Source organism: Kitasatospora cinereorecta (assembly GCF_024172095.1).
GTDB classification, from domain to species: Bacteria; Actinomycetota; Actinomycetes; order Streptomycetales; family Streptomycetaceae; genus Kitasatospora; species Kitasatospora cinereorecta.
In genome coordinates this window covers 299,881-323,136 of the sequence record NZ_JAMZDX010000006.1, presented here as the reverse complement: position 1 = coordinate 323,136, position 23,256 = coordinate 299,881, and the positions used below count along the sequence as shown (strand labels likewise).

Below are 23,256 nucleotides of genomic sequence, written 5' to 3'. Positions count from 1 at the left end.
AGGTGATGAATACTCAGCGGCTTTCGGGAGAAGTCCCGTTCGGCCGGTCTTTTCCTGCCGCAGGTCGGGCCGCGCACCGCCCTTCCGTTGCTCACGGAAGGGCGGCCGCCAATCGGGTGGTACCCGGACGAATGTCCAGGTGTCGCGGTATGACGGACTCCCCATCGTGATTCCCTTTTGTCAGATGTTATTGACGTGTCAGAAGCCATCCGGGACCCACGACTTGGCCGGACGACACCGAGAGGAGAGCCGGATGCGCCGACAGTTCCCCCACCGGGCCCGCGCCTCCGCCGCCCGGCCGGTCCTCCGCACCGGGACACGGCGCACCGTCACCCGGAGCGCCGCGGCCGTGCTCGCCACCGGGCTGCTGGCCGGCCTCGATTCGCCACTGGTCCACGCCCAGCAGTCACCGAACGCCTGGAGCGCCGAACGCCGCGCCGTCCTGCCGTCCGGTTTCGTCATCCAGGCGGATTTCTCCCCCCTCCCGGGAGTGAAGTCCACCGCCGCTCCCGGAAAGCTCGCGGAACGCGCCGCCAGTGCCGCAGGCGCCGCCACAGGCGCCGCCCCCGCCTACTCCGACGGCATTCGTCCCGGCGACCCGGCTGAGACCTTCACCGTCGCCGAACAGCGCCCCGTCGCCGACGGGTCCTGGCACACCCTGGGCACCCTCCAGCTCACCTTCTCCCGGCCGGTCCGCAACCCCCGGCTGCACCTCAGCGGCCTCGCCGGCCTGGCCACCGGCAAGACCGGCACCACCAGCACCGCGACCCGGCTGACCGTCAGCGGCGGCTCGCCCGGCGCCCCGACCCTGGTCGGCCGCACCGCCTGGCCCGGCTGGACCGTCGCCCCCGGCGAACTCGCCCCGGCCGGCGACGGCGGCAAGGACGGCACCGACGCCGGCGCCGGCACCCTCGAACTCGGCGGAACCGTCTCCACCGTCACCTTCCGGGTCGAACAGCGCTCGACCGCCCGGGCCGGCTCCACCACCGCCCCGCCCGCGCTGCGCCAGGCGTACACCGTCACCGTCGACGAGGACCTCGGCACCGCACCGCCGGGCTACGGCAACGCCTCGCACGTGATCTCCGACCTGTTCCTCGGCAAGGACGCCGCCACCACCACCCGCACCGCCCGCCCCGGACTGGCCGGGACGGTCGACCAGCCATTGGTCGGCGGCCCCGGCGCCCCGGCGCCCCCGCCCGCCGACCCGGGACCGGTGGTGCAGACGGACGGCGGCGCCGCCCGGCGCAGCCTCTGGTCCAACCCCGTCCCGCCCCAGCTGCAGCCCGGACGCGGCGACTACCAGGGCACCGACCCCACGCTGGTCTTCCCGGCCGAGGCCGCGGTCGGGCGGTACTACCACCTGGACGTCCCGGTCAGCCCCGGCTCCGGGACGGCCACCCTGGCCGGCTGGATCGACTTCGACCACAACGGCCGCTTCGACGCCACCGAGCGGGTGCAGGCCGACGTCCCGTCCGGCGCCGCCACCGCCGCCCTGGAGTGGACCGTCCCCAAGGGCGCCGGCAGCGGCCAGACCTGGGCCCGGCTGCGGATCGCCCGCAACGGCTCCCAACTGGTCGGCCCCGGCGGCTTCGCCGACTCCGGCGAGGTCGTCGACCAGCGGATCGCCGTCTCGGTGGGCGCCGCCCACCCGGAACTCTCCACACCGGTCACCGGCACCGTCACCGCCGACCAGCGCCCCGAGTTCCGCGGCGAGGGCGCGGTGGCCGGCGCCGGCGTCGCCGTCACGGAGGGCGACACCACGCTGTGCACCGCGCACGCCGGCGCGGACGGCACCTGGTCCTGCCGGCCCGACCACGCCCTCACGCCCGGCCGGCACAGCCTCGTCCCGGTGGAGACCACCAAGGGCGGCATGGTGCTGCGCGGCGACCCGGTCCGTATCACCGTCAAGACGGCGCCGCCGACCGCCCCCCAGCTCACCCTGCCCGAATTCACCAACGACCCGGGCCTGTTGGTCACCGGCCTCGGCGAACCCGAGTCCACCGTCTCCGTCGTCGACACCGCCCAGGGCGGCCGGCCCGCCGCCGACGTCTGCAGCACCGCCGTCGCCGCCGACGGCAGCTGGTCCTGCCTGCCGGTCGAGAACCTCTCCGACGGCCGCCACCAGCTCGCCGCCGTCGCCGTCGACGCGGCCGGAAACCGCACCGACGGCAAGCCGGTCGCCCTCACCGTCGACACCGTCCCGCCGGACAAGCCCGTGCTGCTCTCCCAGGCCCCCGGCGAGACCATCCACACCGCCCGTCCCCGACTCAGCGGCCGCGCCGAACCCGGCACCACCGTCACCGTCACGGCCCGTGCCCCCGGCGAGGAGCGCGCCACCCTGTGCAGCGGGGTGGCCGGCGCCGACTCCACCTGGAGCTGCACCGCCGTCCGCGACCTCGCGGCCGGCGAGCAGACGCTGCTCGCCACCGCCACCGACCGCGCGGGCAACGGCACGGCGGGGGACCAGGTGACCATCCACGTGTCGCTGCCGGAGACCCCGCCCGCCTCGCCGTCGCCGTCGCTGTCGCCATCGTCTTCGCCGTCATCGGCCGCGCCGTCGGTCTCGCCCTCGCCCTCGCCCTCGGCCTCGGGGTCGGGTTCCGCCTCGGCGTCGCCGTCCCCCTCGGCGTCGGTGTCGGCGTCGGGTTCGCCCACGGCGGGCCCGTCGGTCTCCGGGTCCGCCACGCCGAGCGGGAGCGCGCTCGCCACCACGCCGACGGCCGGGCCGGCCGACCTCCCGCCGCTGCCGCCGGGCCTGCTCCCGATCGTCGTCCCGCCGTTCGTCGGCCCGCCCACGCCGGACCCGACGCCGAGCAGCCCCCCGACGCCGAGCAGCCCGGTGAGCAGTCCGGCGAACACTCCGCCGGGCGGCCCGTCCACGAGCGCCGGAGCCTCGGCGAGCCCGTCGGCCACGCCGTCAGCCGTACCGTCCGGCAGCCCGGCCGTGGCGCCGTCGGGCAGTGCGCCGGCGGCACCCGCAAGCTCGACCGCCGCGCCGTCGAGTGGTGTCCCGTCCGCCTCGATCACGCCGTCCGTCGCACCGTCGGTGACCGCGGCCGGCAGCGCAGCGGCCGTCCCGTCGACCCCGTCCGTGACGTCGGGCAGCCCGTCCGCGTCGCCCGGCGTGTCCACCTCCACCGGCCCTTCCGGCTCGCCGTCCGGCTCCGGCTCCGCGTCGGCCTCGGCCGCCTCCGCCGACTCGGCCGTCCCGTCCGCCAAGGCGCCGGTGGTCGGCCGGACCACCGCGATCGCCCGCCCAGCGGACGAGGCGATCGCGGAGGGCGGTGCCAGGAGCGGTGCGCCGCGGGCCGGGGCCGTCCCGCCGCCCGACCCGCTCGCGGCGGCGAACCGGACGGAGGCCACCGGCTGGCGCGGCATCGCCAGTGGCGTCCTGCTGATGCTGGCCGCACTGGGCCTGCTGACCCGAAGGGTGTTCGGACGCGGCAGCGGTACCCGTCGCCGCTGACCCGCCGTCACCCCACCCGTACCCAGAGACCCGAGGACCCGTGCATGGACGTCACCCGCGACTCGTCACCGCTGCCCACCGCCTGGCCGCCCGCCGTGCCCGACCTCCCCGCCGGCGCCACCCAGCTGACCCGGGCGGTGGCCAGGGCGGTCACCAAGCCGCTGATCAGGGCGGTGCCGGCCGAGGACGAGGTCGAGACGGATCCACCCACCCGGCCGCTGCCGAGGGTCCTCACCGACCCGCCCTCGCAGTCGCACCCGCACCAGCCGCCGACCGGCAGTTCGCCCGCCGCCGCGTTGGCCGACACCGTCGAGCTGTCGGCAGTTCCGGCATCCGCCCACGGCATCACCCGCACCCCGGCCAACAGCACGGCCCACACCACGGCCCTCAGCCCGTCCACCACAGCGGACGCCCCCGCCGTCCGCCGCCCCCCGCGCGCCGACCAGTCGCTGCGCGAGCAGCGCGCCTTCGCCCTGCCCGGCTGGATCCCGCTGCTGGCCATCCTGCTCGGCGTGATCGGCGCGGTCCTGGTGCTCGCCCGTACGGGCGTGGTCCCGCGCCTCGCCGCGCTGCCGGACATCCGCAGCGCCGCCGTCCGGGCGACCGGCGGACCGGTGGTCACCGGGCAGGAGATCGCCGCCGCGGCCGGCGCCGGAGTACTGCTCCTGCTGGCCCTCTCCGGCCTGCTCCCCAACCCCGGCGGCCAGACCCGGGTGCTCACCCGCTGGGGCCGCTACCGGGGCACCGTCCGCCGCACCGGCCTGGTCTGGGTCAACCCGCTGATGCGCCGTCGCCGGGTGGACGTCCGGCTGCGGCACTGGCGCAGCGAACCGGTCCACGTCACCGACCGCACGGGCACGCCGCTGGTGGTGCGGCTGCTGATCGTCTGGCGGGTCAAGGACACCGCCCGGGCGATCCTCGGCATCGCCGACCACGAGACCTACCTGCGCGAACAGACCCAGGCGGTGCTGACCCGGATCGCCTCCACCCTGCCCTGCGACTCCAACGCGGAGCCGGGAGCCGCCCAGCCCGGATCCACCCAGCCCGGATCTGCCCAGCCCGGATCTGCCCAGCCCGGACCGGCCCTGCGCGACGGCCAGTGGTTCGCCGACGAGCTCACCCGGGCGCTGGCGGCCGAGACCGCCCCGGCCGGGCTGGAGGTGTACTCGGTGCAGCCGCTCGCCCTGGACTACGCCCCGGAGGTCTCCGAGTCGATGCGCCGCCGGCGCCTCGCCGACCTGGACGCGGGCCTGCGCACGGTCCTGGTGGACGACGCGGTGGAGGCGGCGGCGCTCGCCGTCCGTCGCCTGGAGCGGGCCACCGCCCAGCAACTGGACGAGGCGGCCCGCAGCGCCCTGATGGAACAGCTGCTGGTCGCCTTCGTCACCCCCGCGGGCGTGACCGCCGCGGTGTCCGTCCCGGCCGCCCGCCCGGTCCGCCGGGACGGCAGGTCCACCTGACCCGGCGGACCGGCTGCCCGCCGACCGCCGTCCACAGGCTGTGGACACCCGTCCGGTGTCCACAGCCTGATTCATGCGCTCAGGCCGAGGCCTCGTTCAGCAGCTTCAGCTCGGCCTCGGTGAGCACCAGGCCGGCCGCCGCCAGCAGCGGCGGCAGCTGCTCCACCGTCCGCGCGCTGGCCAGCGGCGCGGCGACGGTGGGCTGCGCGGCCAGCCAGGCCAGCGCCACCGACGCGGGCTCCACCCCGTGCGCCCCGGCCACCCGGTCCAGCGCGGCCAGCACCAGCGGCCCGCGCGGCTCGGCCAGGTGGCGGCCGGCGCCGTCGGCCCGCGGGCTGTCCACCGCGGGACCACCCGGCCGGTACTTGCCGGTCAGGAAGCCTGCGGCCAGCGCGAAGTAGGGCACCGCGGAGAGGCCGTGCTCGGTGGCCACGTCGGCGAGCGCGCCCTCGTACGTCGACCGGGACACCAGGTTGTAGTGCGGCTGCACCGCCACGTACCGGGCCAGGCCCTCGCGGGCCGCGAACTCCAGCGAGGCGGCGAGTCGGCCGGCGTCGATGTTGGAGGCGCCGAGTGCCCGCACCTTGCCCTCCCGCACCAGCTCGTCCAGTGCGGTGACGATCTCCTCGACCGGCGTCGCCGGGTCGTCCTTGTGCGTGTAGAAGAGGTCGATCCGCTCGACGCCGAGCCGGCGCAGCGACTCCTCCGCCCCGCGCTTGATCGTGGCCGCCCGCAGCCCGGACAGCTCCGGGTGCATGCCGACCTTGGTCGCGATCACCATCGAGTCCCGGTTGCCGCGGCTGCGCAGCCAGTTGCCGATCACGGTCTCGGACTCGCCGCCGTTGTTGCCCGGCGCCCACACCGAGTACATGTCGGCGGTGTCGACGAAGTTGCCGCCGGCCGCGGCGTAGGCGTCCAGGACGGCGAAGGACTCGGCCTCGTCCGCCGTCCAGCCGAAGACGTTGCCGCCCAGGCAGAGCGGTGAGACGGCCAGGTCGGAGGTGCCGAGGGTCACACGGGGGAGGGGGGTTCCGGTAGTGGTCATACCCGGGGTCAACCCGGCCGCCACCCAAGGGATTCCGCCCGTCCGCCGAGGTGAGGGCTCCGTGGAGAACATCACCCCCGCGGGGTACGGGGTGTCGGGAGGTCTACCCCGTTGGCTAGAGTCCCATGCCATGGCTGACAACGACTACGACCCCGCCGGCAACACCCAGATGTTCCGGGCCTTCGTCGACGAGGCCCCGGCCCCGCAGGCCCCCGGCTCCGTCTCCACCTACGGCACCTCCAGCTCGCCGTCCCGCACGCCGATGATCGTCGTCACGATCGTCCTGGCGCTCGCCGTCCTCGGCGGCGTCGTCTGGCTCGCGGTCAAGTAGGCAGCAGGGAATACAGGCGGTCCCAGGGGCGTGCGACGCCCCTGGTCCGCAGCTCGCCGGGTCCTACACTGGGCGGCACCCGTACGTCCCGTACACCCGTACGCCCCGTGAAGCCGTACGGCGTACGCCCCGTGCCCCGTGCGCCCTGGGAGGCCCCGTGACCGCGCAACCCGTCGAGACCGCCCGCAGCCTGGGCCTGACGGGCGCGGTCAACGCCCGTGACCTCGGTGGTTACCCGACCGCGGATGGCCGGACCGTGCGCCACGGCGCCGCACTGCGGGCCGACGCGCTCAACCGGCTCAGCGAGGCCGACCTCGCCGCGCTCGCCGAGCAGGGCCTGCGCCAGGTGGTCGACCTGCGCAGCCTCGCCGAGGTCCGTGAGGCCGGCCTGGACCGGATTCCCGGCCTGCCCGCGGCCGAGATCGTCGACGCCGAACTCTCCGACACCCCGGTCACCGTCGAGCGCACCGACGCCGACGGCATCACCCTGCACCACCTGCCGGTCTTCGCCGCCGACTTCGACATCTACGTCGCCCTGCGCAACGCCCTCGCCGACCGGGACGCCGACAAGCAGCACGCCCTGCTCGGAGACGGCAAGGCCGCCGGGATGATGATCGGCCTCTACCGCTGGTTCGTCACCGACGCGGTCGCCCGTGAGCGCTTCGCCACCGTCGTCCGGCTGCTGGCCGAACCCGACGGCACCCCGCTGCTCTTCCACTGCTCGGCCGGCAAGGACCGCACCGGCTGGACCGCCGCCATCGTCCTCACCGCCCTCGGCGTCGACCGGGAGACCGTGTTCGAGGACTACCTGCTCACCAACCTGCGCTCGGCCGCGCTGATCGACCACATCGTCGACACCTTCTACAGCCGCGGCCTGATGAAGGACCCCACCCTCCTGCTGCCGGTCTTCCGCGCCGACCGCGACTACCTGGAGGCCGCCTTCGAGGAGGTGGCCGCCGGCTGGGGCACCTTCGAGGCGTTCTGGCAGGACGGCCTGGGCCTCGACGACGGCGTCCTCGAGGCCCTGCGCGCCAACCTGCTCGCCCCGGCCGAGTAACGGCACTCCGGAGGCTCGGCGGCACCCCGGCCGCGGCTCACGCGTCGGCGATCAGCCCGTCGCGGAGCTGCGCCAGCGTCTTGGTGAGCAGCCGGGAGACGTGCATCTGCGAGATGCCGATCTCCTCGCCGATCTGCGACTGGGTCAGATTGCCGAAGAAGCGCAGCATGATGATCCGCCGCTCCCGCGGCGGCAGCTTGGCCAGCAGCGGCTTGAGCGACTCGCGGTACTCGACGCCCTCCAGCGCCAGGTCCTCGTAGCCCAGCCGGTCGGCGAGCGGGCCGTCGCCGCCCTCGTCCTCGCTCGGCGCCGAGTCCAGCGAGCTGGCGGTGTACGCGTTGCCGACCGCCAGGCCCTCCACCACGTCGTCCTCGCTGACGCCCAGGAAGACGGCCAGCTCGGGGACGGTGGGGGAGCGGTCGAGCCGCTGCGAGAGCTCGTCACCGGCCTTGGTGAGCGCCAGCCGCAGCTCCTGCAGCCGCCGCGGCACCCGCACCGACCAGCTGGTGTCCCGGAAGAAGCGCTTGATCTCGCCGACCACGGTCGGCATCGCGAAGGTCGGGAACTCCACGCCGCGGTCCGGGTCGAACCGGTCGATGGCCTTGATCAGGCCGATGGTGCCGACCTGGACGATGTCCTCCATCGGCTCGTTGCGGCTGCGGAAGCGCGCCGACGCGTACCGCACCAGCGGCAGGTTGAGCTCGATCAGCGTGTCGCGCACGTACGTGTGCTCGGCACTGCCCGGCGCCAACGCCGCCAGCCGCCGGAACAGCGAGCGGGAGAGCGTCCGGGTGTCGACGGCGGTCTCGGTCGGCTGCCCGCCCGGCGGATCCGCCCGGTCGACCGCCGCAGGTACGTCGACCGCCGCAGGTACCGGGATCTGCTCCGCGATCGCACCGCCCAGCTCTCCGGACATGTGCCCCCACCCCCTCGTGACTGACTGTGCAACGGTCACCACCGCACGGTGGTTCCCGGTTGACGACGTCTGTCAGGTCAATACCGGCACGCAGGCCACGGCAAACCCGAACGTTGCGAAATGTCACGCACCGGTAACACAACGCAACCTCCGGTTCCGCTTCACTCCTCCCAGGAGTTGCCGCTCCGAAGCCGCGTCAGGATCCGTGACAGCAGCCGGGAGACGTGCATCTGCGACATCCCCAGCTCGGTGGAGATCTGCGACTGGGTCAGGTTGGCGAAGAAGCGCAGCATGATGATCCGCCGCTCCCGCTCGGGCAGCTGCACCAGCAGGTGGCGGACCATGTCGCGGTGCTCCACGTCCGCGAGGGCGGAGTCCTCGTAGCCGAGCCGGTCGAGCAGGGCCAGCCCGCCCTCGTGCTCCTGGGCGGCCTCCAGCGAGGCCGCGTTGTACGCCCGTCCGGCGTCCAGGCAGGCCCGGACGTCCTCCTCGGGGATGCGCAGGTTGGCGGCGATCTCGGGCACCTTCGGGGCCCGCCCGTGGGTGACCGTCAGCTCCTCCATCGCGCCGCTCACCTGCACCCACAGCTCCTGCAGTCGGCGCGGCACGTGCATGGTGCGGACGTTGTCCCGGAAGTACCGCTTGATCTCCCCGAGGATGGTCGGCAGCGCGTACGTCGGGAACTGCACCCCGCGGGTCGGGTCGAACCGGTCGATCGCGTTGATCAGGCCGATGGTGCCGACCTGGACGATGTCCTCCATCGGCTCGCTGCGGCTGCGGAAGCGGGTCGCCGCGTACCGCACCAGCGGGATGTTGATCTCGATCAGCGCCGCCCGCACCCGGACCCGCTCGGGTGCGTCGGGGGGCAGCTCGGCGAGCCGCTCGAACAGCACCCGGGTGAGCGTCCGGACGTCCACCGCGCCGCGGCCCCCGGCGGCCCCGGACGGCCCGGGACGGGGGTCCGGCGCCGGCGGGCCGGCGTCGGGCGGCTCGGGGTCGGCGCCCGGTGCCGCCGCGCGGCTGTCGGGCAGCCCGGGGCGCTCGCCGGGCGGCTCGGGGCGGCTGTCGGGCAGCTCGGGGCGGGCGGCGGCGGACTCCTCGGCGGGCTCGTCCCCGGGCTGCGCCGAGAGCCTGTCCCTGAGGTCGTCCTCCGGTGCGCTGTCCTGCGTCCGCACGGACACGTCACCCTCCCAAACTCGAACCCTGCGACCCCGGGTCGCTGTCTGTGTGCTGACCCGGCCGCGCTCACCACCTCGCTGCCATCGCCGGTCGCCATATCCGGCAAAACCGGTCATAGCATCACAAGTTGCTCGGCTGGCGGGCAAGCACCCGCGGGAGCGTGTTGACGGTTCGTCCGATCGGCCCCATCCACGCGCCGCGACCCCCCGCCCGAGGTGCGGGCGGGGGGTCGCAAGGGTCGTGCGTATGCGATGGCTGCGCCGTTCGGGCGGCGGCCGGCTCAGACCTCGATGTCGGCGATCACCCAGGTGGCGAACTCACGCCACTGCCCGGCGGCGGCCTGGTGCGCCGGGTGGCCGAGGTACGCGGCCAGCGCCTCGCGGTCCTCGACCAGGCTGTTGATGGCGAAGTCGTAGGCGATGTCGCGGTCGGTGGTGTTCCAGCCGCACTCCCACTCGCGCAGCTCCGGGATCACCCCGCCGAGCTCCTCGAACGCCTTGGCGCCGGCCAGCGCGCGCTCGTCGTCCTTGGCGACGCCGTCGTTGAGCTTGAACAGGACCAGGTGACGGATCACGATGCCGCTCCTCGCGGAAGGGTGAGGGTAGTCGAACCCCGCCACGGTAACCGGCCCCGACCTGCCGACCCGCGCCTGCCCGCGATGTGGGCCACCTCGGCGTCTAGGAGACCAGGCCGGTCATGAACGTCCCGACCGCCTTCGCGGCGTCCGAGATGCCCACGAAACCCGACTGGACCAGCTGCGCCGCGCGCACCGGCGAGGTGATGATCGTGTAGATGACGAAGATGAGCAGGAGCCACATGCCGATCTTCTTCGCCTGAGCCATCGAACGGGCCTGCCTTCCCTGGCGCGGGCCGCCGCCTTGTCCCCGGGCGTCCCTTCCTCCAGCGCGCAGCTTATCCACCGGACGGCCCAACGGGTGAGGAGCGTGTTCACCCACCGGGACGAAGGTCCCGTCCGCTCGGGGCTTTCTCCGGATGTGCCCGGCCCGCCCGCCCGGCAGGATGGTTGTCGTAACGAGGATCTGGCAGGAATCCCCGGTACGAGGGGTCCGGAGATCCCCGCTGTGGGACCGGTGCCGCTGCTTCCCCCCGAACGCGGCGCCGGTAGAGGGATCTCCGCCGGGGGAGCCGCTCACCCCCCGGAGCGGCTCCCCCCTCCGACCCCCGCCGCCGGCCTCGGCCGGCAGCGGAAACGGGAGAGGGAAACGGGAGTGGAACGACGAAGGGCCCCGACTCGGTCGGGGCCCTTCGTCGTGCGAGCGGTAGCGGTGGGATTCGAACCCACGGTGGAGTTGCCCCCACACACGCTTTCGAGGCGTGCTCCTTTGGCCGCTCGGACACGCTACCGAGGGAGACTCTACCGGACGGGTCGGGCCGGGACGAAATCCGTATCGGGCCAGGGGTGGCGCGGGGTCAGCGCTGGGTGTCGAAGAAGGCGAGGAGCTGGGCGGAGCACTCGTCGGCGAGGACGCCGGGGACGACCTCGGGGCGGTGGTTGAGGCGGCGGTCGCGCATGACGTCGAAGAGCGAGCCGGCCGCGCCGGCCTTCTCGTCGAGGGCGCCGTAGACCACCCGGTCGATCCGGGAGAGCACCAGCGCGCCGGCGCACATGGTGCAGGGCTCCAGGGTGACCACCAGGGTGCAGCCGCTCAGCCGCCACTCGCCGACGGCCAGGGCGGCCTGCCGGAGGGCGACCACCTCGGCGTGGGCGGTCGGGTCGCCGACGGCCTCGCGCTCGTTGTGGCCGCGCCCGATCACGGTCCCGTCGGGGCCGAGGACGAGCGCCCCGACCGGTACGTCCCCGGTGGCGGTGGCCAGCGCGGCCTCGGCCATGGCGAGGCGCATCAGGTCCGTCCACGGGTCGCGTACCGGGTCGGGGCGCAGCGGAGCCGGCAGGGGCCGGATCCGGGAGGTGTCGAGGGCGTCGAGGGCCGGGGAGTGGGCGGACTGCATGGACCCAGTGTCGGGCACCGGCTCCGCGGCTACCGAACGGCCTCCAGGACCTCACCGCAGCCGAGGGCCTCGGCGATCTCGGAGAGCGCGTCGCCGGAGCCCTCGCCGGCCAGGGCGAGCAGGTCCTTGGCGGCCAGCCCGTACTCGAGGAGCAGCTCGGAGTCGCCGAGCGGGCCGACCGGCGTGCCGCCGTGCCCGGCCGGGCTCTCGTCGTCGGTGTCGGCGGAGTCCTCGGCGTCGTCACCGTCCTCGGAGTCCTCGTCGTCGAGTTCGGCGACCAGGTCGTCGAGGTCGTCGAAGTCGGCCTCCCCGTCCTGTTCGATCAGCTCGTCGGTGAGGACGGAGCCGTAGGAGCTGCGGGCGGCCGCCGCGGCGTCGGAGACGAAGATCCGCGGATCGTCCTCACCGTCCACCCGGACGACCGCGAACCACGCGTCCTCCTGTTCGATGAAGACCAGCACGGTGTCCTCGTCCTCGGCCGCCTCACGGGCCAGGTCGGTCAGGTCTGCCAGGGTCTCCACGTCGTCGAGTTCCGTCTCGCTCACATCCCACCCGGAACCGGTGCGAGCAAGCACTGCAGCGAAGTACGCCACCAGGGACACTCCCAAGATTGGTCTCGGCTGTCGGCGATCTCGGGCGGGTGCGGTCCGGCCGCCCCCGCGCCGGCAGGCGGTCCGCTGTTCGGACCGTCCCATCGCATCGTGACAGAAAGCCCGCCGCTGCGGGGGGTGTTCGGCAGCGCGTCTTCGCAGGTCGTGTCGGAATGGCTGGCCGAGGGCCGATGGAAGGGCTGCCGTGGGGTCAGATTCGGAAGGTTCGCATCCGCATGGCTTCGCGCATCCGGCGCTCCTTGGTGCGCCGGGGCTGCACCCGGGCGCGCAGTTCACGCGCCTCGGCGAGCTCGCGGAGGAAGACGGCGCGGCGTTTGCGCCGCGCAGCCTCGGTCTCGTGAGGGGGCCGCGACTCGGCTGTCGAGCCTGGCCCGTCCGCCGCTTCAGCGGCTGAAGTCCGCGCCGGGTTGCTCTTCATAAGGTCCGACTTTCCCAGAAGTGTCCGCTTGATACCACAGCTGGGACGATGGTTCGGCGATTGACACAACCGCCGGACCCGGGCGCCGGAAGTCGTACGGATGTCCTGCCGCCCGTTATCGTCGTGGCATGCGCCTCCACGTCGTCGACCACCCGCTGGTCGCCCACAAGCTCTCCACCCTGCGCGACGAGCGCACCGACTCGCCGACCTTCCGCCGGCTCACCGACGAGCTGGTGACCCTGCTCGCGTACGAGGCGACCCGGGACGTCCGCACCGAGCCGGTCGACATCACCACGCCGGTCGCGGTCACCGAGGGCATCCGGCTGAGCTACCCGCGGCCGCTGGTGGTGCCGATCCTGCGGGCCGGCCTCGGGATGCTGGACGGCATGACCCGGCTGCTGCCGACCGCCGAGGTGGGCTTCCTCGGCATGGTCCGCAACGAGGAGACGCTGGAGGCCTCCACCTACGCGACCCGGATGCCGGACGACCTCTCCGGTCGCCAGGTGTACGTGCTCGACCCGATGCTGGCGACCGGCGGCACGCTGGTGGCCGCGGTCCGGATGCTGCTGGAGCGCGGCGCCACCGACGTCACCGCCGTGGTGCTGCTGGCCGCGCCGGAGGGTGTGGCGCTGATGGAGAAGGAGCTGGCGGGCACGCCGGTCACCGTGGTGACCGCCGCCCTGGACCAGCGGCTCAACGAGCACGGCTACATCGTGCCGGGCCTGGGCGACGCGGGCGACCGCCTGTACGGCACGGCGGGCTGAGCACGGGACGGACGAAGGCGGCCGCCCCCTCGATCGAGGGGGCGGCCGCCTTTCGCGTACCCGTCGGCAAGAGCAGGTCAGCAGCTGCCGGGCCCCGGGGACGGGGCGACCGGCTTGGTGGCCTCGGCCAGCGCCGCGGCGGCCGCGGTCGGGTCGAGCAGCGCGGCGTAGGTGTCGCCGATGACGAAGTCGACGGTCGCGTCCGCGCGGGTGTCCTCGGTGGAGGCGGAGCCCGCCACCTGGGACTTCAGCAGGGTGGCCGCGCCCAGCCCGCCGGGTCCGCTGATCACCTGGACGCTGCCGGGCACCTTCTTGTCCAGCGCGGACGGCGCGTTGCCGACCTTGCCGACCGCGAAGCCGCGCTTCTTGAGCTCGTCGGCGGTGCGGGCGGCCAGGCCCGCCTTGTCGGTGGCGTTGTAGACGTTCACCGTGACGGTCTGCGGCTGCGGCACGGCGGTGTTGCTCGCGGCGGGCGCGGGCGCGCCGGAGGCGGCGGGAGCACCCGCGGCCGGGGCGCCGGACGCGGCACCTGACGCGGCGGCGCCCGGTGACCCGGCGGCGACCGGGGCGGCCAGTGCCTTCCCGGAGCTGCTGGGGGAGGCGCAGGCCTGGGCGCTGGCGTGCCGGCCCTTGCCGTTGAAGATGTCGACCAGCTGTACGCCGCCCAGCGCGATCAGGGCGAGCGCGAGCACGCCGCCGACGGCGGCGAGCACTTTGCGGCTGCGGCGCGGTGGACGGCCCAGACGCGGATAGGAGTTGCCGGTGATCCGGTACTGCTTCCCCTTCAATCCTTGGGGAGTCAACATGCTCATGGTCTGTCTCCCCCAAGGTGCCGGGGCGGGGTTTCGATGACCGCAGTACGGCCGTAGTCAGCAGATTAATCCGACCACCGCTGTGAATGTACTAAATGATCATCATCTGGAGTACGAGGGCACTCGAAAGGACGTACCGGAACCTGTCCGGGTGGCGTCCTCCGAGGGTGATGCGAGGTCAGTCCATCTCCAGCACGCGCGCGTGCAGCACCTGGCGCTGCTGCAGCGCGGCGCGGACGGCCCGGTGCAGGCCGTCCTCCAGGTACAGGTCGCCGTGCCACTTGACCACGTGCGCGAAGAGGTCGCCGTAGAACGTGGAGTCCTCGGCGAGCAGGGTTTCCAGATCCAACTGGCCCTTGGTGGTCACCAGCTGGTCCAGCCGCACCGGGCGCGGCGCGACGTCCGCCCACTGGCGGGTGCTGGTCCGGCCGTGATCCGGGTAAGGCCGTCCGTTGCCGATGCGCTTGAAGATCACACGGAAAGCCTACCGTTTGGGGCACACCGGGCGCAGCAGGCAAGGGCTGACCTGCGGGGCGTGGTTCGGGGCGTTTTGATGGGAAACGGTGCTGTTGCCCTCATTCCGTCCACCGCCCCGGGAGCCGAAGCGATGACCGACGCCGAGACCGACGCCGAGACCGATGCCGAGGCGATCGAGGAGATCGCGGCCGGCTACGCCTTCACCGGACCCGCCCTGGAACTCGGTGCCGCGCTCCGGGGCACCACCGTCCACCCGGACGCGCAGGTGCGGATCCCGCTCGGCGTGCTGAACCGGCACGGACTGGTCGCGGGTGCCACCGGCACCGGCAAGACCAAGACCCTGCAGCTGATCGCCGAGCAGCTCTCCGCCCAGGGCGTGCCGGTGTTCCTGGCCGACGTCAAGGGCGACGTGTCGGGCATCGCCGCACCCGGCGCTCCGAGCGAGCGGCTCACCGCGCGCGCCGCCGAGGTCGGCCAGCGCTGGAGCGCGCAGGGCTGCCCGACCGAGTTCTACGCGCTCGGCGGACAGGGTGCCGGCATCCCGATCCGGGCCACCGTCACCGGCTTCGGCCCGCTCCTGCTGGCCAAGGTGCTGGAGCTGAACGAGACCCAGGAGGCCTCGCTCGGCCTGGTCTTCCACTACGCCGACCGCCACGGCCTGGAGCTGTACGACCTCAAGGACCTGACCGCGGTGATCTCCTTCCTGACCTCGCCGGAGGGAAAGGAGGAGCTCAGGACGGTCGGCGGACTCTCCTCCGCCACGGCCGGGGTGATCCTGCGCTCGCTGACGGTGCTGGAGAACGAGGGCGCCGGCGCGTTCTTCGGCGAGCCGGAGTTCGACACCGCCGAACTGCTGCGGACGGCCGCCGACGGGCGCGGCACGGTGTCGGTGCTGGAACTCCCGGCGGTGCAGGACCGGCCGCGGCTGTTCTCCACCTTCCTGATGTGGCTGCTCGCAGACCTCTACCAGGATCTGCCCGAGGTCGGCGACCCGGACCGGCCCAGGCTGGTGTTCTTCTTCGACGAGGCGCACCTGCTGTTCAAGGGCGCGTCCAAGGCCTTCCTGGAGGCGATCACCCAGACGGTGCGGCTGATCCGCTCCAAGGGGGTCGGGATCTTCTTCGTCACCCAGACGCCGAAGGACGTCCCGTCCGACGTGCTGGCCCAGCTCGGCAACCGGGTGCAGCACGCGCTGCGGGCCTTCACCCCGGACGACGCCAAGGCGTTGAAGGCGACGGTGTCCACCTTCCCGCGCTCCTCGTACGACCTGTCCGAGGTGCTGACCCAGCTGGGCACGGGCGAGGCGGTGGTGACGGTGCTCTCGGAGCGGGGCGCGCCGACGCCGGTCGCCGCCACCCGGCTGCGGGCGCCGCAGTCGCTGATGGGGCCGATCGGGGAGGCGGCGCTCCGGGCGGCGGTGGAGGCCTCCCCGCTGACGCCGAAGTACCGGGACGCGATCGACCGGGAGTCGGCGTACGAGAAGCTCACCGCCCGCCCGGAGGCGGCCGAACCGGCGCCCGCACCCCGGGAGCCGGATCGCCCGGAGCGGGAGGAGCGGGACGAGCGGAAGGCGAAGGAGGAGGGCGGGCTGATCGGCTCGCTGCTGAGCAGCCCGGCGCTGAAGTCCTTCGCCCGCTCGGCGGGTACGCAGCTCGGCCGGGAGATCAGCCGCAGCCTGTTCGGCACCTCCCGGCGCAAGCGGTAGGCCGCCTCGGGTTCAGCGCAGCGCCCGGCCGATCCGGTCCATCGAGGAGAGCCGCATCAGGCCGTAGTTGTAGAACTCCACCTCCGGGACGCCCAGCTCGCGCAGCACGTCGATCTTGGCGGCGAGGTTGGCGGGGCCGTCGCAGTCGGAGGCCATCGGGCGCAGGATGACCGCCATCCGCTCGGGGCGGACGCCGTGCAGGGCGAAGGCGGAGACCTTCTCCCGCACCTCCTCCGGGGTCCGGGCGTAGCCGAGGGTCTCGATCTGGTGGGCGGCCTTCGCCAGGCCGGGCAGGTCGATGCCGGACAGCCAGCCCTTGCCGGGGCCGGCGCCGTCCATGAAGGTCAGTCGCATGCCGTGGCGTTCTGCGGCCTCGGCCAGTTCGCCGGTGAGCGAGGTGACGGTGGCGGTGGCGGAGTCCAGGTAGGCGGCGAGCGCGCCGTCGGCCAGGGCGTCCAGGGCGGCCGGCTCGGTGGCCCGGTGCTCGTCCTCCAGCCGCAGGCGCAGCTCGGCCTCGACGAAGCCGCGCACCTCGTCGGCGGGGACGCCGGCGGCGCGCGCCGCGGCCAGGCAGTGCGGGCAGAAGCAGATCGAGAGCAGCGCCTCGGTGACCGGGCCGAGCTCCTCGAAGTAGCGCTCGTGGTGGTAGCCGTGGCGCAGGCCGTGGAAGTGCAGCGACTCGGCGCGGATCGCGTCCACGCCGTACCGGGCGAGTTCCTCGACCAGCCCGTGGGCGTAGGCGCGGACCTCGGGGTCGGCCGGGCAGAGCTCGGTGAGGTGGCGGTCGCCGAAGGCGTTGGCGGGTGCGCAGTCCGGGTGGCGGAAGCCGAGCCGGTCGTTGTGGCAGAAGACCGTCCAGGCGTGCAGCTTCAGGCCGCGGCGGCGGGCCTCGGCGGCGGCCTCGGCGAACGGGTCGCGGTCGCCGATCGCGGCGGCGGCAACCGGCGCGAGGCGGCTGCCCCGCCAGCGGGCCGGGTCGGGGCGGAAGTACGCGGCGCCGGGCTCCAGGTAGCGGACGACCCGGCGGGGGTTGTGCGGGAAGACGTCCCGGGCCTCGTGGTAGACCGAGGCGAGCGTGAGACCACCGACGCCGGCCCGGTCGGTAAGGTTGCCGAAGAAGGTGTCGGCCCCCTCGTCGAGCAGATCGGTGGCGAAGGCGAGGACGGACGACTCCACGGGGCGGCTCCGGAGAAGGGTGTGCGGGACTTTCCACGCTAGCCCGGTTCCCCGGGAATGGTCTATACCTTACGGCTGAGCGAGGGGCTGGTCATGGCAGCGGTCTACCGGGGATTCGACCGGACGGAACTCGAGCGCGAGTACTCGCCCAGCAGCCTGGCCGACATCGGCGCCGAACTCGCCCGCGCCACCGCCCTCAGCGAGGCCGCGTACGGCTCGCTGACCGTCGAGCGCGACCTGGCGTACGGCCCCGCCGACCCCGAGCGGATCGACTTCTTCCCGGCCGGGTCCACCGCCCCCGGCGCGCCGCTGCACATCTACGTCCACGGCGGCTACTGGCAGGAGCTGGACAAGGCCGACTCCGCCTTCGCCGCCCCCGACTTCGTCCGCGCCGGCACCGCGTTCGCCGCGGTCGGGTACGGCCTGGCCCCCGCCTGGCGGCTGGACGCCATCGTGGACCAGGTCCGCCGCGCCGTGCTCTGGCTGCTCGACCACGCCGAGCGGCTCGGCGTCGACCCCGCGCGAATCTGGCTGAGCGGCAGCTCGGCCGGCGCCCACCTGGCCGCCATGGCCCTGCTCGACCCCCGGATCGCCGGCCGGGTCGCGGGCGCGGTGCTGCTCAGCGGCGTCTACGACCTGGAGCCGATCCCGCTCACCTACGTCAACGACGCGCTCGGCCTGGACGCCACCGAGGCCCTGCGGACCAGCCCGCTGCGGATGCCGCTGGACGCGCTGCCCCCGCTGGTGGTCGCCCTCGGCGAGCACGAGACCGGGGAGTTCGGCCGCCAGCAGCGCGAGTTCGTCGCGGCGGCCCGCGCCGCCGGGGTGCCGGTGCGCGACCTGGTCGCCAAGGCGCGCAACCACTTCGACCTGCCGCTCGACCTCGGCCGGCCGGACACCGAGCTGGGCGCGGCGGTGCGGGAGCTGACCGCGGGCTGACGGTCCATAGACTGCGGAGCGATTGTCCGTGGCACGAGGAAAGGGCACCCTCATGACCGTCCGTCCACCGCTTCCGTACGACTTCCTGCGGCAGGTTCCGTCCTTCGAGCTCAGCAGCAGCGACCTCACCGACGGTGCGACGATGCCGCACGCGCATGTCTACGCGGGCGGCAACCTGTCGCCGCAGCTGTCCTGGTCCGGCTTCCCGGAGGGCACCGAGGGCTTCGCCGTCACCTGCTTCGACCCGGACGCGCCCACCGCCAGCGGCTGGTGGCACTGGATCGCGGTCGACCTGCCGGCCGCCACCACCGAGCTGCCCCGCGGCGCCGGCTCCACCGACGCCGACCTGCCGGGCACCGCCTTCCACGTCCGCAACGACTTCCCGGAGCACCGCTACGACGGCGCCGCGCCGCCGCCCGGCCCCGCGCACCGCTACGTCTTCGTGGTGCACGCCCTGGACACCGCCTCGCTCGGCGTCACCCCGGACACCCCGGCCGCCGCCGTCGGCTTCCGCCTCGCCGCCCACGCCGTGGGCCGGGCGATGCTCACCGTCGAGTACCGCTCCAGCTGACGCCGGACGCGCGCGTGGCCGCGCCCGCCCTCGCGGGCGGCGCGGCCACCTCGTCCGCGGTACCGGTCAGGCGCTCTGCAGCACCTGGGCCAGGAAGCCCTCCAGATTGACCACGGTGCGGGCGATCTGGTCCTCCAGCGGCAGCGACTCGTCCGGACGGCTCACCGACGCCGAGCGCTTCAGGCCCCGGACGTACAGCGAGCAGGCCAGGTCGCCGCAGATGTAGGTGCCCACCGTGTTGCCGTCCCGCCCGGCCGCGCCCGCCCGGCGGGCGGTCAGCAGCGCCACGCCGGACCCGGCGTGGGCGGTGACGCACAGCGAGCAGACGTTGGTCTTGGTGAGGCTGCGCCGCACGTTCGGGGTGCGCAGGGTGACGCCGACCAGCTCGCCGCCGAGCTCGGCCACCAGGTAGCCGCGGTCCGGGGCGCCCGGGTCGCGCCAGCCCAGGAAGTCGAGGTCGGCCCACGGGAGGTCCGCCAGGCCCCGGGGCAGGTTGAGCCGGCGCGCCTCGCCCTTGGAACAGTTGACGAACGACTCGCGGATCTCGTTCTCGGTCAGTGCACGCATTCGGCCGACGCTAGCAACCGGTATGCCCGGTGTCGCCTGTATTTTCCGCGAGTACGCCGCCTCCGCCGCGGCCGCCGCCCGGCGCCTGTCACATCCCGTCCGTCCGGTCCGTCGAACCGGCAGAGCGACCGACCGGCCGACCCGGCCGGCGCGAGCGAACGGGAGACGACCATGACCACCACCCCCATCCTGGTCACCGGCGGCACCGGCACCCTGGGCAGCCACGTGGTGCCGCTGCTGCGCCGGGCCGGCCACGAGGTCCGGGTGCTCACCCGCCACACCCGCGAGGCCACCGACGGCGTCAGCTACGTGGCCTGTGACCTGCTCGCGGACGAGGGCATCGACGCCGCCCTCGACGGCGCCCGGACCGTGCTCCACCTGGCCGGCTCCAACAAGGGCGACGACGTGGCCACCCGCCACCTCGCGGCTGCCGCCCGCCGCACCGGCGTCCGTCACCTGGTCCACATCTCGGTGATCGGCGCCGACGCGATCCCGCTCGGCTACTTCCGGGCCAAGCACGCCGCCGAGCAGGCGGTGGCCGGCTCCGGCGTGCCGTGGACCGTCCTGCGGGCCGCCCAGTTCCACGACCTCGCGCTGACCGTGGCCCGCGCCATGGCCAAGCTGCCGGTCGTCCCGGGCCCGGGTGGGATCCGCTGGGAGCCGGTGGACGCCCGCGAGGTCGCCGCCCGGCTGGTCGACCTGGCCCTCGCCGAGCCGGCCGGACGCGTCCCCGACCTCGCCGGGCCGACCGTCCACCGGATGGACGAGCTGGTCCGCAGCTACCTCGCGGCCACCGGCCGGCGCCGCCCGGTGCTGCCGGTCCGGGTGCCGGGACGGATGGGCGCGGCCTACCGCGCGGGCGCCAACCTGGCCCCCGAGAGCGCCGACCGCGGCCGGCTGACCTGGGAGTCCTTCCTCGCCGAGCGGGTGCGGTAGCCCGCCGCCATGCTGGTGGCATGCGGCGCGAGCACCTCGACTCCTCCTGCGTCCGCTCGGCCGGCTACGACCCGGCCGAGGGCGAGCTGGAGGTCGAGTTCGTGGGCGGCTCGGTCTACCGCTACCTGGCGGTGCCCGAGCCGGTCTACCGCGCCCTGCTCGCCGCCGAGAGCCACGGCCGCTACCTCAACCGGGAGATCAAGGGCCGCTACGGCTACCGGCGGATCTGACCGCGGCGACCCGCCGGCCGCCGCTCAGCCGTCCAGCCACCCCTCCCGGCGCGCGAAACTGCCGGCCTGGAAGCGGCTCTCGGCGCCCAGGTCGTTCATCAGATCGGTGACGTGGCGGCGGTAGCTGCTGGTGGACATCGACAGCCGGCGCGCGGCGACCTCGTCCTTCATCCCGGACTCGAGGAGCTGCAGCACCGACCGGCGCAGCGAGTCCTTGGCGGAGCCGTACCCGGTGCCGCCGGGGGAGGAGCTGAACGGGAGCGCCGACTCCCAACTGCTCTCCCAGGAGCGGCGCAGATGCCCGACCAGCGCGGGATCGCGGACCAGGATCGCGCCGGTGCCGGCCCCCGCGCCGCTGTCGGCGATCACCGCGGTCTCCCAGTCGAAGAACAGGATCCGGTCGGGAATCTGGCCGGTGGTGCGGATCTCCGCGCCCAGCGCGGTCATCCGGCTCAGGTGCTGCTGCATGTAGCGGTGCGCCAGGACCGAGTGCGGGTACAGGGTGCGCATCGAGATGCCCCGGCCGATGACCTCGGTGGTGCGGGCCAGTCCCTCCTCCAGCGCCTGCTGCGGGGGCAGCAGCGGATGCGCGGCGGCGACCTCGCCACGGGTACCGGCCGACAGCTGCTCCAGGGTGGAGCGGACGGTGTCCGGCAGGGTGAGGTGCACGATCGGATTCTGCTCGTAACTGCCCTGCCAGGACTCCTCGAACACCGGGTTCAGCGCCATGACATGGCTGCGCAGCCGCTCCGCCTCGCGGTGGCGCCGCCGGATCTCCGCCTCGATCGAGCCGGTCAGGTGCGCGGCCGCCGCGTTCGGGCTGCACGGCAGGTAGCAGCCGGTCCCCGGCGGTCCGTCCGGGTCGTCGGGTCCGTCGGGGTCGCCGCGCAGCAGGTGGAGGCGGACCAGGTCGTGGACGGCGGCGTCCACCTCCGCCAGCGAGTGGCCCAGCCGCAGGGCGGCCTGCACCGGGTCGAGCCAGCCGTGTTCGAGCGCCCGGCGGTAGAGGGCGACGTGGAGTTCGCCCAGCCCGGGGGTGTCCTCGTCCGGGTCCGCCACGAGCTGTCCGGGGCCGTCGGTCTGCCGCATGGTCACGCCCTTCGCTGGTGAGTGGTTGTCACTTGTCAGTTGTCGTCACCGGGCATGGGTGGCGCCCGGTACGACCGCTCGGGGATGGTGGATTCAGGACGAGGAACCGCCGGCCGGAAAAGCCGCCGATCAGTGGAGGGGAAACCGCCATGAAGCTCAAGTTCGCCGCATTCTCGCTCATTTCCGCGCTTGCGCTCGGCGGGATCGCCGCCGCTGCGGACGGGCAGGAGCCCGAGGCCCGCAACGGTGGGGGAACGGTCGGCAGCGCCCTCGCGGGCGACATCATCTGGCCGGCCCCGTCGAACTGATCCGGGCTGGTCAGGCGCACCGTGCGCTCCCTGGGTGTCGAGGCGGGTCCTGTCGACACCATCCCCGAACACGCCCCTGCGCGCTACTGGGGAGGTTTCGGTATGTCAAGTCCCTTGCATGCATTGTCGAAAGGAAGACGAGTTTTATGACCACCGCGATCGAGACGCCGAAGTGCCTCGTGTGCGACACGGAATTCGAGGTCCAGGCGGATTGGGAGAAGGGTGAGATCGCCGAATGCGCTGCCTGCGGGCAGGAGCACGAGGTGGTCGAGAAGACCGACGCCACGGTCCGGGTCGAGCTGGCCCCCGAGGTGGAGGAGGACTGGGGCGAGTGACCTCCTCGGAGCCCGAGGTCCTGCTCTCGGTCACCATGCTCCGGCCGGACGAGAAGCTGCTGCTCCAGGCGCTGCGCGCCGAAGGCGTACCGACTCGTCCGGTCCTGCTGGAGGACCTGGCGGAGGTGGTGGCGGGGCACTCGGCCCCGCCCGGCCTCGCCCTGATCAGGAACCTCTCCCACCGTGAAGCGATCGGGGTGGCCCGCCGGCTGGAGTACGTCGGCGTGGAGACCCTGAACCGGGCCGCCACTATCGAGACCTGCAACGACAAGGGCCTGCAGGCCCTGCTCTTCGCCCAGCACGGAGTCCCGCACCCGATCTCGCGCCACGCCTACAGCTACGCGCAGGTCCGGTCCGCCGTCGCCGAGTTGGGCTACCCCGCCGTACTCAAGCCGGTCAGCGGCTCCTGGGGCCGCGGGGTGACCAGGATGGCCGACGAGGGGTGCGTCGACGCCTGGGTCGGCGGCCGGGAGTCCGCGGACGCGGGCGGCAAGCTCTTCCCGGTCCTCGTGCAGGAGTACATCGACAAGCCCGGCCACGACCTGCGCGTCGTGGTGATCGGCCGTACCCCGGTGGTCGCCATCCAGCGGGTCTCGGACGACTTCCGCACCAACACCCACCTCGGAGCCGAGGTCAAGCGGGTGGAGATCACCGACGAGATCTTCAAGCGGTGCGGCCAGGTCGTGGACGCCCTCGGCGAGGGCTTCTACGGCGTGGACCTGGTGGAGGACCGCTCCACCGGAGAGCTGATGGTCCTGGAGGTGAACGCCAACCCGGAGTTCGCGCGCTCCTCCGCACAACACGGCGTGAACGTGGCCGGCCTGCTGGCCGCCCACGTGGCGGAGACGTACGGGCGCACCCTCGCCCCTGCGGCCGCGTGAGAACGGGAGCGA

Annotated in this window: 26 protein-coding genes and 1 tRNA gene; 13 read left to right on the top strand and 14 right to left on the bottom strand. The window is 73.7% G+C overall.

The genetic code is table 11. The features are described from left to right. Positions 1-253 precede the first annotated feature (253 nt). Complete coding sequence (locus FHR36_RS30820; protein WP_253802513.1) at positions 254-3,466, top strand: Ig-like domain-containing protein; 3,213 nt, start codon at positions 254-256, stop codon at positions 3,464-3,466. 44 nt (positions 3,467-3,510) lie between these two features. Continuing rightward, positions 3,511-4,926 (top strand): SPFH domain-containing protein, encoded by a 1,416-nt coding sequence (locus FHR36_RS30815; protein WP_253802511.1) that lies wholly within the window; start codon positions 3,511-3,513, stop codon positions 4,924-4,926. Positions 4,927-5,005: 79 nt separating this feature from the next. On the opposite strand, the gene FHR36_RS30810 is transcribed toward FHR36_RS30815, so the two are convergent. Further along, complete coding sequence (locus FHR36_RS30810) at positions 5,006-5,941, bottom strand: aldo/keto reductase (RefSeq protein WP_253802509.1); 936 nt, start codon at positions 5,939-5,941, stop codon at positions 5,006-5,008. A 160-nt stretch (positions 5,942-6,101) separates the two neighbouring features. On the opposite strand from FHR36_RS30810, the gene FHR36_RS30805 reads away from it, so the two are divergent. Next, positions 6,102-6,302 (top strand): hypothetical protein, encoded by a 201-nt coding sequence (locus FHR36_RS30805; protein ID WP_253802507.1) that lies wholly within the window; start codon positions 6,102-6,104, stop codon positions 6,300-6,302. A gap of 157 nt (positions 6,303-6,459) precedes the next feature. Continuing rightward, complete coding sequence (locus FHR36_RS30800) at positions 6,460-7,359, top strand: tyrosine-protein phosphatase (RefSeq protein ID WP_253802505.1); 900 nt, start codon at positions 6,460-6,462, stop codon at positions 7,357-7,359. A 37-nt stretch (positions 7,360-7,396) separates the two neighbouring features. Here FHR36_RS30800 and FHR36_RS30795 read toward each other — a convergent pair whose 3' ends face one another. The 8 genes from FHR36_RS30795 to FHR36_RS30760 all read right to left on the bottom strand — a co-directional run bounded on the left by FHR36_RS30795 (position 7,397) and on the right by FHR36_RS30760 (position 12,454). Beyond that, positions 7,397-8,275: an RNA polymerase sigma factor SigF gene (locus FHR36_RS30795; RefSeq protein WP_253802503.1), complete on the bottom strand. Its 879-nt coding sequence runs from the start codon at positions 8,273-8,275 to the stop codon at positions 7,397-7,399. A 161-nt stretch (positions 8,276-8,436) separates the two neighbouring features. Then, positions 8,437-9,456 carry an RNA polymerase sigma factor SigF gene (locus FHR36_RS30790; protein WP_407660871.1) on the bottom strand — a complete coding sequence of 340 codons (1,020 nt, stop codon included), beginning with the start codon at positions 9,454-9,456 and terminating at the stop codon, positions 8,437-8,439. 278 nt (positions 9,457-9,734) lie between these two features. Beyond that, positions 9,735-10,028 carry a Dabb family protein gene (locus tag FHR36_RS30785; RefSeq protein ID WP_253802501.1) on the bottom strand — a complete coding sequence of 98 codons (294 nt, stop codon included), beginning with the start codon at positions 10,026-10,028 and terminating at the stop codon, positions 9,735-9,737. 103 nt (positions 10,029-10,131) lie between these two features. Then, positions 10,132-10,272, bottom strand: a complete 141-nt coding sequence (locus FHR36_RS30780; protein ID WP_253803267.1) for a hypothetical protein — start codon at positions 10,270-10,272, stop codon at positions 10,132-10,134. Positions 10,273-10,732: 460 nt separating this feature from the next. Continuing rightward, a tRNA-Ser gene (locus FHR36_RS30775) sits at positions 10,733-10,819 on the bottom strand. A 66-nt stretch (positions 10,820-10,885) separates the two neighbouring features. Next, complete coding sequence (gene tadA, locus FHR36_RS30770; RefSeq protein WP_380231652.1) at positions 10,886-11,425, bottom strand: tRNA adenosine(34) deaminase TadA; 540 nt, start codon at positions 11,423-11,425, stop codon at positions 10,886-10,888. 29 nt (positions 11,426-11,454) lie between these two features. After that, a complete protein-coding gene (locus FHR36_RS30765; RefSeq protein ID WP_308199683.1) occupies positions 11,455-12,018 on the bottom strand; it encodes a tRNA adenosine deaminase-associated protein in 564 nt (187 codons plus the stop codon). 208 nt (positions 12,019-12,226) lie between these two features. Then, positions 12,227-12,454, bottom strand: a complete 228-nt coding sequence (locus FHR36_RS30760) for a hypothetical protein (RefSeq protein WP_253802498.1) — start codon at positions 12,452-12,454, stop codon at positions 12,227-12,229. Between the two features lie 128 nt (positions 12,455-12,582). Here FHR36_RS30760 and upp point away from each other — a divergent pair, with 128 nt between their 5' ends. Then, entirely contained in the window at positions 12,583-13,218 is a 636-nt protein-coding gene (upp, locus tag FHR36_RS30755) for a uracil phosphoribosyltransferase (RefSeq protein WP_253802497.1), read from the top strand. A 77-nt stretch (positions 13,219-13,295) separates the two neighbouring features. Here the strand turns inward: upp and FHR36_RS30750 are convergent, their stop codons facing one another. Next, a complete protein-coding gene (locus tag FHR36_RS30750; RefSeq protein ID WP_253802496.1) occupies positions 13,296-14,030 on the bottom strand; it encodes a LytR C-terminal domain-containing protein in 735 nt (244 codons plus the stop codon). Positions 14,031-14,208: 178 nt separating this feature from the next. Continuing rightward, positions 14,209-14,505: a type II toxin-antitoxin system VapB family antitoxin gene (locus FHR36_RS30745; protein ID WP_030273186.1), complete on the bottom strand. Its 297-nt coding sequence runs from the start codon at positions 14,503-14,505 to the stop codon at positions 14,209-14,211. A 132-nt stretch (positions 14,506-14,637) separates the two neighbouring features. Here FHR36_RS30745 and FHR36_RS30740 point away from each other — a divergent pair, with 132 nt between their 5' ends. After that, entirely contained in the window at positions 14,638-16,212 is a 1,575-nt protein-coding gene (locus FHR36_RS30740) for a helicase HerA-like domain-containing protein (RefSeq protein ID WP_253802495.1), read from the top strand. A 12-nt stretch (positions 16,213-16,224) separates the two neighbouring features. On the opposite strand, the gene FHR36_RS30735 is transcribed toward FHR36_RS30740, so the two are convergent. Continuing rightward, on the bottom strand, positions 16,225-17,388 hold the full coding sequence (locus tag FHR36_RS30735) for a hypothetical protein (protein ID WP_253802494.1): 1,164 nt from the start codon (positions 17,386-17,388) through the stop codon (positions 16,225-16,227). 93 nt (positions 17,389-17,481) lie between these two features. On the opposite strand from FHR36_RS30735, the gene FHR36_RS30730 reads away from it, so the two are divergent. Next, a complete protein-coding gene (locus FHR36_RS30730; RefSeq protein ID WP_253802493.1) occupies positions 17,482-18,327 on the top strand; it encodes an alpha/beta hydrolase in 846 nt (281 codons plus the stop codon). 52 nt (positions 18,328-18,379) lie between these two features. Next, on the top strand, positions 18,380-18,898 hold the full coding sequence (locus FHR36_RS30725; RefSeq protein ID WP_253802491.1) for a YbhB/YbcL family Raf kinase inhibitor-like protein: 519 nt from the start codon (positions 18,380-18,382) through the stop codon (positions 18,896-18,898). A 66-nt stretch (positions 18,899-18,964) separates the two neighbouring features. On the opposite strand, the gene FHR36_RS30720 is transcribed toward FHR36_RS30725, so the two are convergent. Next, positions 18,965-19,465, bottom strand: coding sequence for an FBP domain-containing protein (locus tag FHR36_RS30720; RefSeq protein ID WP_253802490.1), 501 nt, complete (start codon positions 19,463-19,465; stop codon positions 18,965-18,967). 171 nt (positions 19,466-19,636) lie between these two features. Here FHR36_RS30720 and FHR36_RS30715 point away from each other — a divergent pair, with 171 nt between their 5' ends. Together FHR36_RS30715 and FHR36_RS30710 are read left to right on the top strand one after the other, a co-directional pair. Further along, positions 19,637-20,401, top strand: a complete 765-nt coding sequence (locus FHR36_RS30715) for an SDR family oxidoreductase (RefSeq protein ID WP_253802488.1) — start codon at positions 19,637-19,639, stop codon at positions 20,399-20,401. Positions 20,402-20,421: 20 nt separating this feature from the next. Beyond that, on the top strand, positions 20,422-20,631 hold the full coding sequence (locus tag FHR36_RS30710) for a KTSC domain-containing protein (protein WP_253802486.1): 210 nt from the start codon (positions 20,422-20,424) through the stop codon (positions 20,629-20,631). Between the two features lie 24 nt (positions 20,632-20,655). Here the strand turns inward: FHR36_RS30710 and FHR36_RS30705 are convergent, their stop codons facing one another. Then, a complete protein-coding gene (locus FHR36_RS30705; protein ID WP_253802484.1) occupies positions 20,656-21,720 on the bottom strand; it encodes a helix-turn-helix domain-containing protein in 1,065 nt (354 codons plus the stop codon). Positions 21,721-21,869: 149 nt separating this feature from the next. Here FHR36_RS30705 and FHR36_RS30700 point away from each other — a divergent pair, with 149 nt between their 5' ends. The 3 genes from FHR36_RS30700 to FHR36_RS30690 all read left to right on the top strand — a co-directional run bounded on the left by FHR36_RS30700 (position 21,870) and on the right by FHR36_RS30690 (position 23,244). Continuing rightward, positions 21,870-22,028: a hypothetical protein gene (locus FHR36_RS30700; protein WP_253802483.1), complete on the top strand. Its 159-nt coding sequence runs from the start codon at positions 21,870-21,872 to the stop codon at positions 22,026-22,028. 146 nt (positions 22,029-22,174) lie between these two features. Beyond that, positions 22,175-22,363 carry a lysine biosynthesis protein LysW gene (locus FHR36_RS30695; protein WP_253802482.1) on the top strand — a complete coding sequence of 63 codons (189 nt, stop codon included), beginning with the start codon at positions 22,175-22,177 and terminating at the stop codon, positions 22,361-22,363. Beyond that, entirely contained in the window at positions 22,360-23,244 is an 885-nt protein-coding gene (locus FHR36_RS30690; RefSeq protein ID WP_253802481.1) for a RimK family alpha-L-glutamate ligase, read from the top strand. The genes FHR36_RS30695 and FHR36_RS30690 overlap by 4 nt, the downstream gene beginning before the upstream one ends. Positions 23,245-23,256: the final 12 nt, after the last annotated feature.

Excerpts from the sequence above, each read along its gene's own strand:
- FHR36_RS30820 (WP_253802513.1), top strand. The coding sequence starts at position 254 with ATGCGCCGACAGTTCCCCCACCGGGCCCGCGCCTCCGCCGCCCGGCCG.
- FHR36_RS30815 (WP_253802511.1), top strand. The coding sequence starts at position 3,511 with ATGGACGTCACCCGCGACTCGTCACCGCTGCCCACCGCCTGGCCGCCC.
- FHR36_RS30805 (WP_253802507.1), top strand. The coding sequence starts at position 6,102 with ATGGCTGACAACGACTACGACCCCGCCGGCAACACCCAGATGTTCCGG.
- FHR36_RS30795 (WP_253802503.1), bottom strand. The coding sequence starts at position 8,275 with ATGTCCGGAGAGCTGGGCGGTGCGATCGCGGAGCAGATCCCGGTACCT.
- FHR36_RS30780 (WP_253803267.1), bottom strand. The coding sequence starts at position 10,272 with ATGTGGCTCCTGCTCATCTTCGTCATCTACACGATCATCACCTCGCCG.
- tadA (WP_380231652.1), bottom strand. The coding sequence starts at position 11,425 with ATGCAGTCCGCCCACTCCCCGGCCCTCGACGCCCTCGACACCTCCCGG.
- FHR36_RS30760 (WP_253802498.1), bottom strand. The coding sequence starts at position 12,454 with ATGAAGAGCAACCCGGCGCGGACTTCAGCCGCTGAAGCGGCGGACGGG.
- upp (WP_253802497.1), top strand. The coding sequence starts at position 12,583 with ATGCGCCTCCACGTCGTCGACCACCCGCTGGTCGCCCACAAGCTCTCC.
- FHR36_RS30750 (WP_253802496.1), bottom strand. The coding sequence starts at position 14,030 with ATGAGCATGTTGACTCCCCAAGGATTGAAGGGGAAGCAGTACCGGATC.
- FHR36_RS30740 (WP_253802495.1), top strand. The coding sequence starts at position 14,638 with ATGACCGACGCCGAGACCGACGCCGAGACCGATGCCGAGGCGATCGAG.
- FHR36_RS30730 (WP_253802493.1), top strand. The coding sequence starts at position 17,482 with ATGGCAGCGGTCTACCGGGGATTCGACCGGACGGAACTCGAGCGCGAG.
- FHR36_RS30725 (WP_253802491.1), top strand. The coding sequence starts at position 18,380 with ATGACCGTCCGTCCACCGCTTCCGTACGACTTCCTGCGGCAGGTTCCG.
- FHR36_RS30720 (WP_253802490.1), bottom strand. The coding sequence starts at position 19,465 with ATGCGTGCACTGACCGAGAACGAGATCCGCGAGTCGTTCGTCAACTGT.
- FHR36_RS30715 (WP_253802488.1), top strand. The coding sequence starts at position 19,637 with ATGACCACCACCCCCATCCTGGTCACCGGCGGCACCGGCACCCTGGGC.
- FHR36_RS30710 (WP_253802486.1), top strand. The coding sequence starts at position 20,422 with ATGCGGCGCGAGCACCTCGACTCCTCCTGCGTCCGCTCGGCCGGCTAC.
- FHR36_RS30705 (WP_253802484.1), bottom strand. The coding sequence starts at position 21,720 with ATGCGGCAGACCGACGGCCCCGGACAGCTCGTGGCGGACCCGGACGAG.
- FHR36_RS30700 (WP_253802483.1), top strand. The coding sequence starts at position 21,870 with ATGAAGCTCAAGTTCGCCGCATTCTCGCTCATTTCCGCGCTTGCGCTC.
- FHR36_RS30695 (WP_253802482.1), top strand. The coding sequence starts at position 22,175 with ATGACCACCGCGATCGAGACGCCGAAGTGCCTCGTGTGCGACACGGAA.